Annotated in this window: 17 protein-coding genes; 4 read left to right on the forward strand and 13 right to left on the reverse strand. The window is 47.8% G+C overall.

Going from position 1 to position 14758, the window contains the following annotated elements:
* Positions 1–246: 246 nt before the first annotated feature.
* The 3 genes from AB7D94_RS12285 (at position 247) to AB7D94_RS12295 (ending at position 2236) form a co-directional block, all read left to right on the forward strand.
* Entirely contained in the window at positions 247–1161 is a 915-nt protein-coding gene (locus AB7D94_RS12285; RefSeq protein ID WP_420266180.1) for an MlaD family protein, read from the forward strand.
* Entirely contained in the window at positions 1148–1771 is a 624-nt protein-coding gene (locus AB7D94_RS12290) for an ABC-type transport auxiliary lipoprotein family protein (protein ID WP_420266181.1), read from the forward strand. The genes AB7D94_RS12285 and AB7D94_RS12290 overlap by 14 nt, the downstream gene beginning before the upstream one ends.
* Positions 1772–1972: 201 nt before the next feature.
* Complete coding sequence (locus AB7D94_RS12295; protein ID WP_420266182.1) at positions 1973–2236, forward strand: adenylate/guanylate cyclase domain-containing protein; 264 nt, start codon at positions 1973–1975, stop codon at positions 2234–2236.
* Between the two features lie 53 nt (positions 2237–2289).
* Here AB7D94_RS12295 and AB7D94_RS12300 read toward each other — a convergent pair whose 3' ends face one another.
* The 8 genes from AB7D94_RS12300 to AB7D94_RS12335 form a co-directional block, all read right to left on the reverse strand.
* A complete protein-coding gene (locus AB7D94_RS12300) occupies positions 2290–2781 on the reverse strand; it encodes a GNAT family N-acetyltransferase (protein WP_420266183.1) in 492 nt (163 codons plus the stop codon).
* Entirely contained in the window at positions 2778–3755 is a 978-nt protein-coding gene (locus AB7D94_RS12305) for a D-alanine--D-alanine ligase family protein (protein WP_420266184.1), read from the reverse strand. Before AB7D94_RS12305 ends, AB7D94_RS12300 begins: the two co-directional genes overlap by 4 nt.
* Positions 3733–4773, reverse strand: a complete 1041-nt coding sequence (locus AB7D94_RS12310) for a D-alanine--D-alanine ligase family protein (protein ID WP_420266185.1) — start codon at positions 4771–4773, stop codon at positions 3733–3735. The genes AB7D94_RS12305 and AB7D94_RS12310 overlap by 23 nt, the downstream gene beginning before the upstream one ends.
* Entirely contained in the window at positions 4770–6086 is a 1317-nt protein-coding gene (locus AB7D94_RS12315) for a KamA family radical SAM protein (RefSeq protein WP_420266186.1), read from the reverse strand. The genes AB7D94_RS12310 and AB7D94_RS12315 overlap by 4 nt, the downstream gene beginning before the upstream one ends.
* A gap of 335 nt (positions 6087–6421) precedes the next feature.
* The gene (locus AB7D94_RS12320; RefSeq protein WP_420266187.1) at positions 6422–7159 is read right to left on the reverse strand and encodes a hypothetical protein; all 738 of its coding nucleotides are present in this window, start codon (positions 7157–7159) and stop codon (positions 6422–6424) included.
* Between the two features lie 35 nt (positions 7160–7194).
* On the reverse strand, positions 7195–8556 hold the full coding sequence (locus tag AB7D94_RS12325; RefSeq protein WP_420266188.1) for a sigma-54-dependent transcriptional regulator: 1362 nt from the start codon (positions 8554–8556) through the stop codon (positions 7195–7197).
* Between the two features lie 140 nt (positions 8557–8696).
* Positions 8697–10973 carry an adenosylcobinamide-phosphate synthase CbiB gene (cbiB, locus tag AB7D94_RS12330; RefSeq protein ID WP_420266189.1) on the reverse strand — a complete coding sequence of 759 codons (2277 nt, stop codon included), beginning with the start codon at positions 10971–10973 and terminating at the stop codon, positions 8697–8699.
* A gap of 29 nt (positions 10974–11002) precedes the next feature.
* A complete protein-coding gene (locus AB7D94_RS12335; RefSeq protein ID WP_420266190.1) occupies positions 11003–11398 on the reverse strand; it encodes a DUF5618 family protein in 396 nt (131 codons plus the stop codon).
* A 207-nt stretch (positions 11399–11605) separates the two neighbouring features.
* Here AB7D94_RS12335 and AB7D94_RS12340 point away from each other — a divergent pair, with 207 nt between their 5' ends.
* Complete coding sequence (locus tag AB7D94_RS12340; protein WP_420266191.1) at positions 11606–12007, forward strand: response regulator; 402 nt, start codon at positions 11606–11608, stop codon at positions 12005–12007.
* A gap of 157 nt (positions 12008–12164) precedes the next feature.
* Here AB7D94_RS12340 and AB7D94_RS12345 read toward each other — a convergent pair whose 3' ends face one another.
* The 5 genes from AB7D94_RS12345 to AB7D94_RS12365 form a co-directional block, all read right to left on the reverse strand.
* Positions 12165–12596: a hypothetical protein gene (locus AB7D94_RS12345; RefSeq protein ID WP_420266192.1), complete on the reverse strand. Its 432-nt coding sequence runs from the start codon at positions 12594–12596 to the stop codon at positions 12165–12167.
* Positions 12597–12800: 204 nt separating this feature from the next.
* Positions 12801–13157 (reverse strand): hypothetical protein, encoded by a 357-nt coding sequence (locus AB7D94_RS12350; protein WP_420266193.1) that lies wholly within the window; start codon positions 13155–13157, stop codon positions 12801–12803.
* Between the two features lie 99 nt (positions 13158–13256).
* Positions 13257–13397 carry a lmo0937 family membrane protein gene (locus AB7D94_RS12355; RefSeq protein ID WP_420266194.1) on the reverse strand — a complete coding sequence of 47 codons (141 nt, stop codon included), beginning with the start codon at positions 13395–13397 and terminating at the stop codon, positions 13257–13259.
* A gap of 139 nt (positions 13398–13536) precedes the next feature.
* On the reverse strand, positions 13537–13716 hold the full coding sequence (locus AB7D94_RS12360) for a CsbD family protein (RefSeq protein WP_420266195.1): 180 nt from the start codon (positions 13714–13716) through the stop codon (positions 13537–13539).
* Positions 13717–13764: 48 nt separating this feature from the next.
* Complete coding sequence (locus AB7D94_RS12365) at positions 13765–14157, reverse strand: BON domain-containing protein (RefSeq protein WP_420266196.1); 393 nt, start codon at positions 14155–14157, stop codon at positions 13765–13767.
* Positions 14158–14758: the final 601 nt, after the last annotated feature.

A 14758-nucleotide genomic window follows, 5' to 3' on the forward strand; every position in this document is an offset into this window, starting at 1 on the left:
CTGACTATGCACACTCACAGGCGCACGATTCCGGACAAGCCGGAATGACAAAAATGAGGGCGGCATTGACATATTTAGGCGTTCATTTGTTGTCTGTCATTCCCGCGAAAGCGGGAATCCAGAAAAGGATGTTTCTAATGCGATTGCCCTGGCCTCCAGCGCGTCTGCCCTGTTTTTTTGGCTGGCCATTGTTAAAATATTCCCACGTTATGTTAGAATAGTCCTCTTTTGGAGTTTCTGTGAATTATGGCATCATATATTAAAGACGAAATAAAGGCTGGCGTTGTGGTAGTTACGACGCTTCTGGTTATCAGCGTTTTTGTGATTCTGGTAGGGGGCGGGCTGTTAAGAGGCAAATACGATCTCTACTATGTCAAACTCAAGGATGTTGCCGGCATTGACATAGGCTCTCAGGTAAGATTGGGAGGCATGAGGGTCGGCAAGATTACAAATATAATAATCCCCGATAACGCCAACGAACCCCTGACCATAGTCCTCGGTGTCAACAAGGGCACAAAATTCTACAAGGGAACCAGGGCGATGATATCTCAGATAGGTTTTGTTGGGGAAATCTATATGGGGCTTTCGCTGGGCGATGTTGCTAACGCAAAGATTGAACCCGGCTCTACAATACCGTCCGAGGAGACCGTAGGGTTTGGGGATTTACTGGTAAAATTGGCCAAGGCAACAGAATCCCTTGACAAGCTATTGAAAGACGTTGATGCCATGTTCAGTAAACAAAATCAAAAACAAGTCGAAGACCTGCTCGTAAACGCAAACAAAACCGTCATCATCGCAGGGACTGAAATGCAGCATATCTCCCATTCACTGACGAAGACATTTGCGGAGATGGAAGGCGTCCTCAAAGAACTAAACGAGATATTAAAAGGCAATAAGGGTGAAATCGCCGTGCTGTTAAAGACGATAACACAAGAAATCCGCGGGATTGGAACCATGGTAAAGGCATTCGAAAAGACCTCCGATTCGTTGACAAAGACATCCAACTCTGTAAATATCGTATTAGATGACCAATCGCAAAACCTGACCGAGCTTATTAAAAACATAGACACGACGTTGGAAGACCTGCAGGGCGTCTTGCAGGAAGTCAAAAACAAGCCATGGAGCTTCATATATAAGGAAAAGGAAAATGAAAACGAATAAAAAAATATTGTGCCTTCCGATACTTGCGGCTATCATCACCATAATGGTCGTTTCATGTGGTTCGATGCCAAATACAAAGATATACAGCCTCGACATACACTACGACGTAACAAGGAACGAACTCAAGCCGGATATCCCCATAGTCATCGTGATTGATTCACCTCGTTACCTGTCGCAGCCCTTTGTGGCCGTGAGGTCTAATCCCTATACGTTAACGATTCTGAAATATTCAAAGTGGCAATCGCCGCCTGTAACTATGGTTGCTGAGGAGCTGAAAAAGGCGTTATATTCGATAGGGTTCTTTAAGGATATCCGCATATCAATCATAACATCGAGACAAAGCTCTTATTCCCTTAAGGCGAATCTGACGCGGTTTGAGCAGTTCGACGAAGGCGGCACCGCGTATGGCATATTGTCGCTTGATACGGACTTGCTGTCACCTGATGGGGAAAACCTCTATCACAACGCGTACGCAAAAAGAATCGCGCTTGCAGGGTCTGATGAGTACACAGCCCTGGCGGAGGGTCTAAGCGCCGCGCTGAAAGAGGTAATGGACGAGATTCGCGCCGCAACCGCCAAGGCGATTATCGAAAAGGAATCAAAAAAGTAGTTATTCGCGGGCAGAGCGCAGCAAAATTACCGGCTATGCCGCTCAATATCTCTCCTTCGCAAGGGACAATAAGCGCGTACGCCCTAACGTAGATTTAATTAATTTCAATCCAACTATATTTAATAAAAAATAAACTTTAACTTTCTAATAAAATCTTGTTATTATTAGACTATTACAAGCCGATTTGTGAGGTGATGAGGCATGGCGAATACGAAGGGATTGACCAAAGAAACTATAACCATAATGTTTACGGATATTGTCGGAAGTACAGCAATGGCAGATTTTTTGAAAACTAAACACGGCGATGACAAAGGCGATGAAATCTTTATTAAAAAAATAAGGGAACCTCACCATAAGATTATCAGACAATGTTTGGGAAAAAACAACGGTCGCGAACTTAAAACCATAGGCGATAGTGAGGTAAGATGGAATCCAGAAGACGAAATGGCTATTGAAATTTTCTAATGCGATTGCCATGTACAATATCCCACGTCATGGGCAGCCAATGACAAGGCATGTCAGCGTATAATTTTCATAAACACGGCCTTGTCGTCGCCCTCCGCGTAGTAGTGCGGCACGGTGGCCACGCATACGTAGCCGTGTGTCAGATAAAACTCGCGCGCTGGGCTGTACTGCTCTTTAGCGGAGGTCTCTATGTACACAAATTTCCCGCCGGTCTCAATTATGCGCCTTTGCGCCTCATCTATCAACAGCCCGGCCACCCCCCTGCCCTGCATGTCTTTCCGCACAGCAATCCAGTAGATGTCATACCCCGCCTCAGTCATCGTTATCGGGCCGTAACATATATAGCCTACCGCCCTTCCGCCAACATCGGCGAATATAAACTTGTATTCGCTTTGGTCCAGCTTTGTGAGATTATCATCAAGCAGCTCTATCGCCACGGCAATCTCCCGCTGGTGGAATACTCCCGTTGAATCAAGGATTTGCCTTACCGGCGCGATGTCAGAGTGCATGGCCGATGTCCTTAACGTAATTGATTGTCCTTTCATTTTTTTAGGGATGCCTCGATTATCATTCTGATGATGTCTGTCTCTGTATAGTCGGCGTGAGCGGCTGCCGCCATGAATCCCGAATCGTGCGATATGCAGGGATTGGCGTTTACCTCAATGACATATATGTCCCCTGAGCTGGCTACCCGCATGTCCACACGGGCGTATCCCCTGAGGCCGAAGAGCCGCCAGCACTGTAACGCGGTTTGCCTGACATCGCTGGCGCTGATGCCTTCCGGGTTAAACCGCCTTATCGTGTTATTGTACTCAAAGGACTGCGGCAGCCATTTTGCATCGTAGTTGACTATTTCTGGTTTACCCTGTGGCCAGTCTTTAAAGACTATTTCAGCAATCGGGAGGACCTCGGGCCTACCGTCTTTGTGTTCAATTATGGAGATGTTGATTTCCCTGCCCGCAATAAAGGCCTCTATCAGAAGCGGCTGCCTGTGTGTGGCGAATGTCGTGGGCAACGCCTCCAGAAGCCTTTCACAATCAGTAAACACAGACGCGTCATCAATCCCCACTGAGGCGTCCTCACACGCTGGTTTCACTATGTATGCACATTGCGGTGGCAGAGACAGGGGAACACCGTCATAAATATGCCACGCGGGTGTCGGAATACCAGCGGTGGCCATCATGGACTTGGAGATAATCTTATTGGTCGTTGTCAGGATAGCGTCGTAGCGGCTGCCCGTAAGAGGAAATCCGGCAAGCTCAAAAAACCCGGCAACAGCGGGGAACAGCCTCTGGCCTGCCTCATGGCCTTCGACTAAATTAAATACCACATCAGGGCAAAACATTGACAGACGCCCAAGCAACTCATAGAGCTGCCGTAGCCCGGCGGCAAGGGCAATGGTCTCATACTGAAAACCGAGAGTTCGCAGCGCACCGGTGACAACGGCAAGCTCATCAAGCAGGTCCTCGGAGTCCGGCCTTCCCTCTATGATTTGTTCATGAACGACTGCAATTTTCACAGTTGTCCGGCTGCCATCTGCCCGCGGCCAGGGGTTTTATTTCGCTGCGCTCTAAGGCGGATTGAATTATCCCTGAGATCAGCTCATCATAGCCGATGCCGTTTAAGGCACACAATATGGGTAAATCAGAGTGTGACGGGTGCAGCCCAGCAAGGGGGTTTATCTCAATAAATGAAAGACGCCCTGCCGCATCCCCCTTTAGGTCAACCCTGCCCGCGTCCCTGGCACCTATCGCCCTGTACGCCATGAGCGCTATCTCTGACGCCTCATTAACAATAGCCTCATCGCGGCAGAGTACATATTTGACCCTCTCCTCGCAGAACTCCTTATTGGCATATGAATACACCAGCGGGTCGGCGTTATCAAGCAGTTTTACTTCCATTGTCCCCACCGCGCGCGCATTTTTGCCCGTGCCTAAAATTCCCACGGTGAATTCCCTGCCCGGCAGGTACTCCTCCACGATGGCCGGCTGGTTGTACATTTTTAGGACGAACTCGCAGCGCTCTTTGAATTCTGTCTCGTTGCCGACAATAGAGGCGGTATCAATCCCCTTGCCCGTACCCTCAGAAAGTGGTTTTATAAATAGCGGGAAGCGCTTCAATGGCGGCAAGGCAGCCCTTTCGAAAGAATCTACTACGAAATAGTCCGGCGTCGGCACACCGGCTGCGCGCACTACGGCCTTTGCCATCGCCTTGTCCAATGACAGGGCAAGCGTAAGCGGGTCGCTAAACGTATATGGGATAGAGTAGGCCTCAAGCAGGGCTGGAATCTGCGCCTCTCTGCTCCTGCCATGCAGACCCTCAGAGATGTTAAAGACGAGGTCCCATCTCATGCCCAACGCAAGTTTCTCTACGAGGCTTTTGATATTGCCTATCCTTGATACCTCATGCCCGGCATTCTTAATGCCCTGGTCAAGACAATCTATCGTCTCCTCGGAGTCAAACTCTGCGGTCTGCTCTTTGGACAGCCCCATCTGCTCGTATTGCCTTCTGAGGTCAAACGTCAGGCCGATGTTCATTGCGCCTTGTCAGAAAACAGGGTTTTTTCTGTTCTTCTTTTGTAGCGTGCCGCGTCAACCGGGACTTTACATTTTTTGGATGGCCGGGCCGGGCGTTCTTTGGGGTCTTTGTCAATGGGATTGTGATACCTGATAATCATCCCCTCGTAGTTTCTTAAAATCACCTCGTCATCAGAGGCCGAAAGGAGGTAAAACGGCTGAAGCGGCACCTTGCCGCCACCACCCGGTGCGTCAACCACAAACGTTGGCACACATAGCCCGCCCGTAAACCCACGCATCTGCTCAATTATCTCTATCCCCTTCCAGATGCTTGTCCTGAAATGCTCAGCCCCCTTCACAGGGTCGCACTGGTACAGGTAATATGGCCGAACCATTATCCTCTGAAGGGCGTGGCAAAGGGCCTTCATTGTCTCAACAGAGTCGTTTATGCCCTTAAGCAGGACGGATTGGTTGGACACCGGTATGCCTGCCCTTAGAATCTTGTCACAGGCCTCCTGCGCCTCCGGCGTTATCTCGCGCGGGTGGTTAAACTGCGTGTTTATCCAGAGCGGCCTGTGCCGGGACAACATTGAGGCAAGCTCATCGGTTATTCTCATCGGTAGCACAACAGGGATTCTCGTCCCTATTCTTATCACCTCAAGGTGTGGAATTGTCCTTAACTCCCCCAAAAACCAGTCCAACGTCTCTATGTTCATCGTCAGCGGGTCGCCCCCGGATATGATTACCTCTCTTACCTCGGGCACGCCTCTAACGTAGTTCACCATTGCAAGCAAGTCTTTCTTGCTCCTTATCGTCTCTCCATCCTGCCATATCCTCTTTCTGGTACAGTGGCGGCAGTACATGGCGCATGAATTCGTAACCAGCATCAGCACCCTGTCCGGATATCTGTGCACAAGGCCAGCAACCTGAGTGTCGTCTTCCTCCTCAAGCGGGTCTTTATCACCGACGTTTACATAATCTATCTCCTTAAAGTCGGGGATACACTGCTGCCTTATCGGGTCACGCGGGTCGGTCCAATCAATCAAAGACAAGTAATAAGGGGTTATAGAATAGTGGTACTTGTCTATTAACTGCTTATATTTCGCTATCTGCTGAGGTTTCAAATCGAGTAAAGCCGAAAGTGCATATACTGATCTTAATCTGTTTGACAACTGCCAGTACCAGTCATTCCAGTCGTCGGCGGTGACGGAGGGCCAAAGGCTGCGGATAATCGAGTTAGATGGCTCAAGGGTCTCGTGCACATCGTAGTCGAATAACTGCGCGCTTTGCAAGCTTGGAGGTTCTTCCTCCTGCGAAAGTGTAGTGTTTTTCATCTTTCTCCGTGTGTTCTCAGTGTATTGATCCTCCAAAGTGAAGGATTTGCTGCGCCTATGCGTTGAATGCAATATTCATGCCAGCACTAAATATTCTTTAAGGTTGGCAAATCCATGACTTTTACTGCTTTTGTACCGGCTTTTCCACGGTGCGGACTGTTCGGGCGTATCCAGCACAGTGCCAATATGGCACGATTGCCCCGCGCACGATCATGGCTGAAGCCGCGTTTCCCGAATTCCCACCTTCCATGCTGCGTCAGAATAGCCTGCCTGAATCATCCTTGAGTGTCAACTCTCAACAATCGAATCATCCTGAGCCTGCCGAAGGATGCTCCTTATAGTGTTCCTATCATCTTGGTGACTTTTTCGACGAGCTTATTTAACACGTCCATGATGAGCTTTGCACTATACCCACACAAGAAACTAAGTAATTCCGGCGTTGGCTTAATCTTTTCTATTATTGTTCCGTCAGGGTTAAATAACAAAACAACTAAAATTATTGGGGCAATAATTGCCAAAGGAAGCCTTATCATGAAATCAATAATCTTAGCCAATTGATCTTTTGCATCAGTCACAGGGGGGCGTGACAAAAGAGACATAAAAAGGTAGACAAAAGCGCCCGCTATGCCGAATACTATCGCACGTATTAGCTCGTGACCAAGGTCTTTGATACCTAAAGTTATGGTTATAAAAGCCGTAACATCATCATATCTATATTTAAGGACCAAAAACAATATAATAATTCCAACAAACAATCCAACTCCCTTTGGCACAAGATTGTTAGTCGCAGCTCTTCGCTTACCCATGATTTCCAGTTCGAGAAATTCCATTTCAAGGTCCATGAGGCTCTGTGTTGCATCGTCTGCGGCAATTACTTTCTTTTTTAGTGTGATACAGGCGCTATACAAGGCTTTAGTCTTCTGCTCTGCCTCCGGTCGTAAAAAAAAGAGTGTAAACACCGATGTGGAGCGTGTTCGGATTAAATTGATCAACCTGTCAATTTCACTGCTTAGTCCGGCCTTATTACTAATTGTTTCTGCATCTTTACTATTTGGTTCGTCCTTCGATGGCATTTTAGTATCCTCCCTTAGCTTATCAATGATTGCCTTTACGGCGTACCCGATTTTATCTCCTTTATCTTTCTGTGAAGGCTTCTGAGGCCGATACCTAGGGCCTTGGCGGCGGCGGTCTTGTTCCCATTTGTCTTATCAAGGGTCAGGCGTATGAGTTCACGTTCGACCTCGGCGAGTGTGAGGTTGTTGGAGATTCGATAGCAGTCACTGTGCTGAGGCTCTGACATCAGTAAAAACGCCGGTAGATAGCTGGCCTCAATAAAGTCTTTTTTTGCCAGCGCCATCGCGGATTCCAGGGCGTTTTCAAGTTCCCTTACGTTTCCAGGCCACTGGTAACTCAGCAGTGTTTGCATCGCGTCTTTTGATATGCCCTTTATTTTATAGCCCTTCTCCTCGTTTAATTTATTGATAAAATAGCTGGTCAAAAGCGGGAAATCCTCTATCCTCTCCCTGAGCGCGGGCAGGTCAATCTTGACCACATTGAGGCGATAGTACAGGTCGTCTCTGAACTTGCCCTCGTCAATAAGCCTTCTGAGGTCTCCGTTTGTGGCCGCAATGACCCTTACGTCCACTTTTATGGTCTCATTGCCGCCGACACGCTCAAATTCCTTCTCCTGCAGGATTCTCAACAGCTTAATCTGCGTGCCAAGCGGTAAATCCGCTATCTCATCAAGAAATATCGTGCCGCCGTTTGCCAGTTCAAAACGCCCCAGCCTCCTTGCAGCAGCCCCCGTAAACGCCCCTTTTTCGTGCCCAAAAAGCTCTGACTCTAAAATGCCTTCATTGAACACGGCACAGTTGACCTTGACGTATGGACCTGCAGAGCGGTTGCTGTTGTAGTGAATCGCGTTGGCTATCATCTCCTTGCCCGTGCCCGTTTCTCCGGTTAACAGGATGTTTACGTTTTTTGACGCCACAGAGCCAACTATGTCTATGATATACTGCATGGCCTTGCTCCTGCCGACTATGTTTCCATAGTTTACGCGCTCTTTGAACTTCTTCTCCAGTTTCGTCTTCTCTATGTACAAGGTCTGCTTCTCCGCCGCCTTTTCAATCACCGTCATCAGGAGTTTCATATTAATGGGAAACTCATAGAAATCATACGCGCCCGCCTTCATCGCCTCCATCGCCTTAGAAAGCGGCACACGCTCTGAAAGAAAAATTATCTCCACATCTGGCCTGATTGTCTTTATTTTTTTCAGGAAATTGAGGCTATTGATATTCTTCAGATTAAAGTCAGACAGCACGATATTCACGGGTTCTCTATTTAAAATCTTGTAGGTTTCCTTCAGGGAAGACGCGGAATATAATTTAATTTTTTTTCTCTTCAAATAATTTCTGGCCTTTTCCCAAACCGCCCTCTCCCGCTCTTCTACAACCAATACGCTCAGCTCCACATGTGTCTCCCAATGTTAATAGATTAAAACGATAGTGCCATAATGGCACTGCATATGAATATTGTCCACTTTATTGTGCCACTTTGGCACTGTTTGCTATCCTGTCAACCGCCGTACCGCGCTATCATAGGGTTCTCTGCTCACGCACCGCTCCATGCCTCTTCCACTATCTTGTAATCCCCCGGACAGCCGCCTAGTATTAGTGTCTTAATACCCTTGTCTTTGACACTCCCGGAGGTGTATTCCTGCCTGAACGAGACAACGACTCTCATGGGTGAGACGGTCTTCAACTTCAGGTTTGTGAGATTGATTTCGATGGATTTAGCATCATTAAAAACATCTTTTTTGTGTGCTTTCCACTGTTTTATGTCCATGTTGCCTGATTTAAATGAGCCGCTGTAACAGGATATGTACTTTTCTATGTCTTTAGCCTGCCATGCGGCCTTCCATCTATTGACGGTTGAGATGACATTTTCTTCAATCAGCGGTTGTACCTCTCGTTTTGTAAACTCCTCGGCTACGATTTTGTAGCCCGTATCTTTTTTGGCCAGCAGGTAGAGCCGCTTGTGGCCATAGGACAACGTGTCGGCGGTGCAGTAGAGCTGGTCGAAGGCGTACATGAGTTTAGTGGTGTTATCTTTAAAAATGTTGACATTTGAAGTGATTATCTTTCGTTTTGGGTTGCTGAGCATGAGTTGTTTCTTTCTGTTGAGGTAACTCTCCGCACAGAGGCCGTCATAGCTCCTGAATCCGGCGTCGAAGTAGTTTATAAAACCCTTAAAGTCACCTTTTTCCCATGATAAGATAAACGCCTTAAACATATCCATGTATTTTTTTTTGCGTTGTGCGTAGTCCGCGAGGCTCAGCAACTCAAGGCTATCAGAGATGATTACAGGCGTCTCTGATAAGATGTCAGGTTTAAGGTTCGCCATATCGCTGTTTGATAAGGAGACGCAGCCCTGTGTTTTTTCGTTATTTCTTTCCGGGCCGCGGCCATGTATCCAGATACCGTGGCCGGTCTTGCCCCTTATTTTATCCATCATATTTGGATAATTCAGCGTATAGGCACCATCGCCGTAGAGGGTATTGTCGAGTTTCGTCGGTGGTATAAAGTCTGTTATATAATAAAAACCGTCAGGGGTTCTGTTGTCTCCTTCTTTGAGCTTGTCGCCGTCGTTTCTGCCGTGCAGGACGCCATAGCTTTTGGCAATGCGCGGCAGGTTGTCTTTGACTTCCACTACATGCAGTTCACTGGTATGTTTATCTACCAGCAGGACGTTAAATGTGTTGTTGGTTTCAGTGAAGATGTTGCCAGGCAGTGGCCGGGGATTACCCGCCTCAGCGGCAGCCACTCCAAACAGTAGAAGTAAAAACGCAAGTGCAACCGCCGCCACTAATCCGATATAAGAGGACACGGCGGTTATTGTGGCGGCACGGGTTATGGTTGACGCGTTCACAGGTTGGTCTGCCCTGCCGATATATGGTTTTTCGACCAGTGTACCGCCATAGTATGACGGGCCTCCAAGTCTTACGCCAAGCGCCCCGGCCATCGCCGCCTCCGGGATACCGGCGTTGGGGCTTGAGTGGTTTCTGCCGTCTCTTATTAGGGTCATCAGCGCGCTTGTGAAGCTGGAGGCGCTGTCTGCACTTCCTTTGCTCATTGCTCGTTTTCCCCCTGGCCTGTAACATAACAATTTAACAATATTAATTGCAAACACCGATATAACCATAACAACACCAGTAAGTCGCGCGGGGATGTAATTAGCAAGGTCGTCAAGCCGGGCGGCGGCTCGTCCAAAAAACAGATATTTTTCATTTTTGTAGCCAATCATAGAATCAAGCGTATTAATCGCTTTATACGCAATTGCAAGGGGCAGGCCGCCAATGGCAAAGTAAAACAGCGGCGCTATGACGGCGTCTGAGGTATTCTCCGCGGCTGTTTCTATGGCAGCCCTCGCAATGCCTTCGCGCGTCAGTGGTTTTGTGTCTCTGCCTACAATCAGCGACAGCGCGGCCCTTGCCCCCTCGTCGTCTGCGCCCTGGAGTTTGTCCCTCACCAGTAGTACCGATTTGATAAGCCCGTTATACGCCAGCGCCAATGAGCCGGTTACGCCTGTTGTAACATCGTAGAGGGAAATAGTATTAAACAGCATATACTGCCTGAGGGGCGATAAAAATACTTCGGCAAACAGATACGCGGCCCCGTATGTAAGGCCAACGGTGATGGCAGCGGCAACCGCTCCGGCTGTCAAATTGTAAAGCGGCGTCCTTGCCGGTTTCCTAAGGCGCCTGTCCAAAAACCCGATCAACCCGCCCATGTATCTCACAGGATGGGGAAACCAGACCGGGTCGCCTACGCATATATCCACGGCAAATGCCGTAAGAAGTTGGACAGGTATGCCCGACAATAAAAACATTTGCTATATTATCATAATATTGGCGACGGTTAGTGCAAGAGCTTCTTAATAAACCTATCTGCGCTTTTCATCTCTTCTTTGACAACGTTTACGTTTCTAAGCAGTCCTCTATAGTAACCGGCAATGTGCAGACTATCGTACAGGCTGCCAAACTCTCTGAGAAGTTTACCGTTGTTGACGGCAAGGTGTTTTTGCATGGCGTCTCTATAGCCTTCCACAGACTTGGGTAGTTGTTTAGCTGTAAGCCCGCGCTTTATCAGGGCCTCGTTAATGGCTTCCAATATGGCAAGGTAAGCCGTCCCAAAGGCCTCACGAACCGGTTTCTTATCAAGGTACAAGTTGTCTTCAATGGAAGCGGCTTTCAACAGCTCCCTGGCGTTTTCCATGTAACGTATCGCTTCACCTTCCGCATGAGTCCCAGGCATGTTTAATTACCTCCATAGTTAATTATAAGCCTTTCAGGCGCTCTGCGTCAACGCCCCCATTGACACAGTTCAGGTCTGAATGATAGACTTCCTACAATGTACATGGCAAAGGAAAATGGTAAAAACAGATATGAGCTTTATAATGGTGAATTGAGTGGTAAAACAGAAAATCCTGTATTTAAATAGTGTGACAGTTGGGGGAAAAAGATGAGAATACTAATAGCCGATGATGATTCTAACAATCGTACTGTATTACAAGGAATGCTCTCAGGTTACGGCGAATGCGACATTGTGGTAACTGGAAAGGAGGCGCTTGAGGCATTTATAATGGCACATGAAGAGAAGGCCCACTATGGTCTGATTTGTCTGGATATAATGATGCCCGTAATGGATGGCAATGAAGCGCTGAGGAAAATGCGTGAATACGAACGGGAAAACGGCCTTGATGGGCCAGCACATGAGGCAAAGATTGTAATGGCTACCGCCCTTGACCACCCCGACGACATAGTAAACGCATACCACAAAGGCGGCTGCACATCGTATCTGATAAAGCCTATAACTAAAAAGGCGGTCATGGAGATGTTGAAAGATATAGGCATCGTGAATTGATAATTTCTCAGAAGACTAAGGTGTTGCGCACTAAAGGCGGGCAATGTTTGAGTTGCTGACACGGCCGTTGCGAATCATGCAACGCAGCAGGGGGGTACTGTGGCAGGCCAGACCGCGTTGCATGAGGGGCGATTTCTTATATCTCACCGCGCCGAATTCACTGCCATCTGAAGTCTACGTTGCGCGAGGTGGCACCGGCGGTAATGCTTTGACTTCTGACAACACCTTCGTAAGACGCCCTTATTGAATAAGAGCCAGCGGGGAGTTTAAGGTAACAAATCGGCCCGTCTGAGGTTGCTTCAAATATCCTCTTGCCGCTCTTGTTTGTGATTTCAACAAATACATCGGAGACGTAATCCCTGTTAGTCATCGCGAAGACCAGTTTTACATTATATCTGTCTCTCGCTATGGCATCAAGGGATTCCCTTTCATCCAGCCCTACGCCACCCGTTATGTAATCTATCCCGTTGACGCTTCCACTCTGAAAAGCAGGCGTATAATCTCCTTCTGCAAAGGCTGCCGGTGCAGCCAATACCAGTAACGCCACGATAAGCACCGGTCTTATCATTGTTATTGCGATAGTTTTCATGTGATATACCTCCATTCGATTATTGAGCGAACCGTATCAGGCTCGTTAGTTCCCACGTTTATCAGGTGGAAAATCCATAATTAAGGTTTCCCGCCTTTTAAACGGTTCGCCTTATTTATCAGGCAAAGTACCGGGGCTGGAATAACCAACACCAATAATGCCAGTATAGCAAGGGCGAATACACGTTTCATAGCGTTGACTCCTTTACCTTCCCTGCATGGGAAGACCAGGTGCGGCAGGGGCGTTTGTGACAGCTCCGGGGGCGTTCATACCGGGGCCACTTTGGTTTCTCATCATAGTGCCCGGGGCATAACCAGAAGCACCGGGGGCATTTGTTGTTGTAGCACCTCTGTTATGGCCGCGACCACGCCTGTGGTGGCTTCTCGTGCTGACGGTTACAACGGGAAGATGTCTTTCGACTGACCTGACGGCTCTGACCGCGGGATTACGGCGGTGCCGGTAATGTTTGCGCCCATAGCCGTCACCATCGTGCGCAAAAGCAGAAACACTGAATACTGTTAGTATCACCGCTGTCATTATTACAGAAATTAAACCTTTCATCTTAGTACCTCCTGTTATAGTGGGACTGTCATAATCCCCTGTTTAATTTTGAGAATTATGGCTTCGGTTATCTTTATGCGGCAAATCATTTGTCCTTCGTCATCCCCGCCTCAGGAATCGCAGCACAAGGACTATGACTGCCACGACGAGAAAAATATGGATGAACCCGCCCATCGTGTAACTGCTTACCAATCCCAACAGCCACAGTATCACTAGTACGACAATAATTGTTTCCAGCATATACGGTCTCCTTTTGTTATTTGACATCACCTGATACATCTATGGCCTTTCGGGCATAGGCGAAACGGCCAACCTCAGGGTTAGACCATGGCCGTTTCACAAGCTGCGCGCCGATGCCTGATTTTAAAATTCTACAAGATTAACTTCCCATAACCTTTTTCACTTCACCTATCTTTTCCTGAACTTTGCCGGATGCCTGTTCGTTTCTGCCTTTTACTTCCAACTCGGCATTATCAATGACTTTCCCGGCCACTTCCTTGAGCTTGCCTGTTGCTTCGTGATACGCGCCTTCGACTTTGTCTTTCATGCTTGATTTCATAGTAGTTCTCCTTTTAAGAATTTTTCTGTCAGCCGTAGCCGCAGTTACTCAGTTATTAGAGTGTTCGGGACGACCTGTCCCACTCTCTTTCAGCATCAACAGACTCTTCACTGATGTCACACCCCTGAGCTTTCTGACCTTTGCCACAATACGCGCTTCGGTCTCTCTGCTGTCAATAAGACCTTGCAGAATAACATCTCCCTTAGTGGTCGTCACATCAATCTTAAAATAATGGGCGTTAGGCTCTTTAAGGATTATCGCATGAACCTCCGTAGTGATCGTTGAGTCGTCTATATATTCGCCCACCGTCTCACCAGCCACAGAGGCATGGCCGGTAAACACGGCCAACCCCAAAAACACTAGTAGTGACGCCAAAACCATGCTCTTCATTATATCTCCTCCTATTTTTACTATCTCCTCATGTTTTTTACCGGCGGTCAAAACCAGCGCCTCCTAACATAATATCCACCGCCACCACCGAAAACTATAAGCAGTATAACGATCAAAAGTAAGGTATCCATAGACTTTTCTCCTTTTCTTTGTCCGTACCGCTGGCCAAACACAACAAACTAAGCTGTTTGATATTGTCAGCAGTAGTACACTCAGTGCCAGTTTAATAACTCCCAAAGCCGGAACAGCCTGCTCAACAATTGAAGCCGGAGTTGATGGCTCATGAGCCTGATCCTAAAACTTGGGGCCTTGGGCAAACCACATAGTTTAATCTCAACCCTCATAATGGTATAAGGACTAAGGGTGAGGAGTTGCACGATGTTCACTGCTACTATTGGTTGCAGTGATTAATATCATACCACAACTTGCATTGATTGTCAAGTGTTATTTTTACATAAATATCAAGTTACCAAAACCAGCCCCTCATCGCAGGGCAAACGCGTTAGGAAAATAAGCAGAAAATGCCTATGTATTCATTCCGGCTTGTCCCTTTGCGTCATTCCGGCTTGCAGACTGTGTCACAATAGTAAAGCCCCCCTTTTTTTTGAGGGGGGCTGTGGTCGTAGCGCTGGGCAGTGGGGATATTATTTTA

The organism is Candidatus Magnetominusculus dajiuhuensis (genome assembly GCF_046044395.1).
Taxonomy (GTDB): domain Bacteria; phylum Nitrospirota; class Thermodesulfovibrionia; order Thermodesulfovibrionales; family Magnetobacteriaceae; genus Magnetominusculus; species Magnetominusculus dajiuhuensis.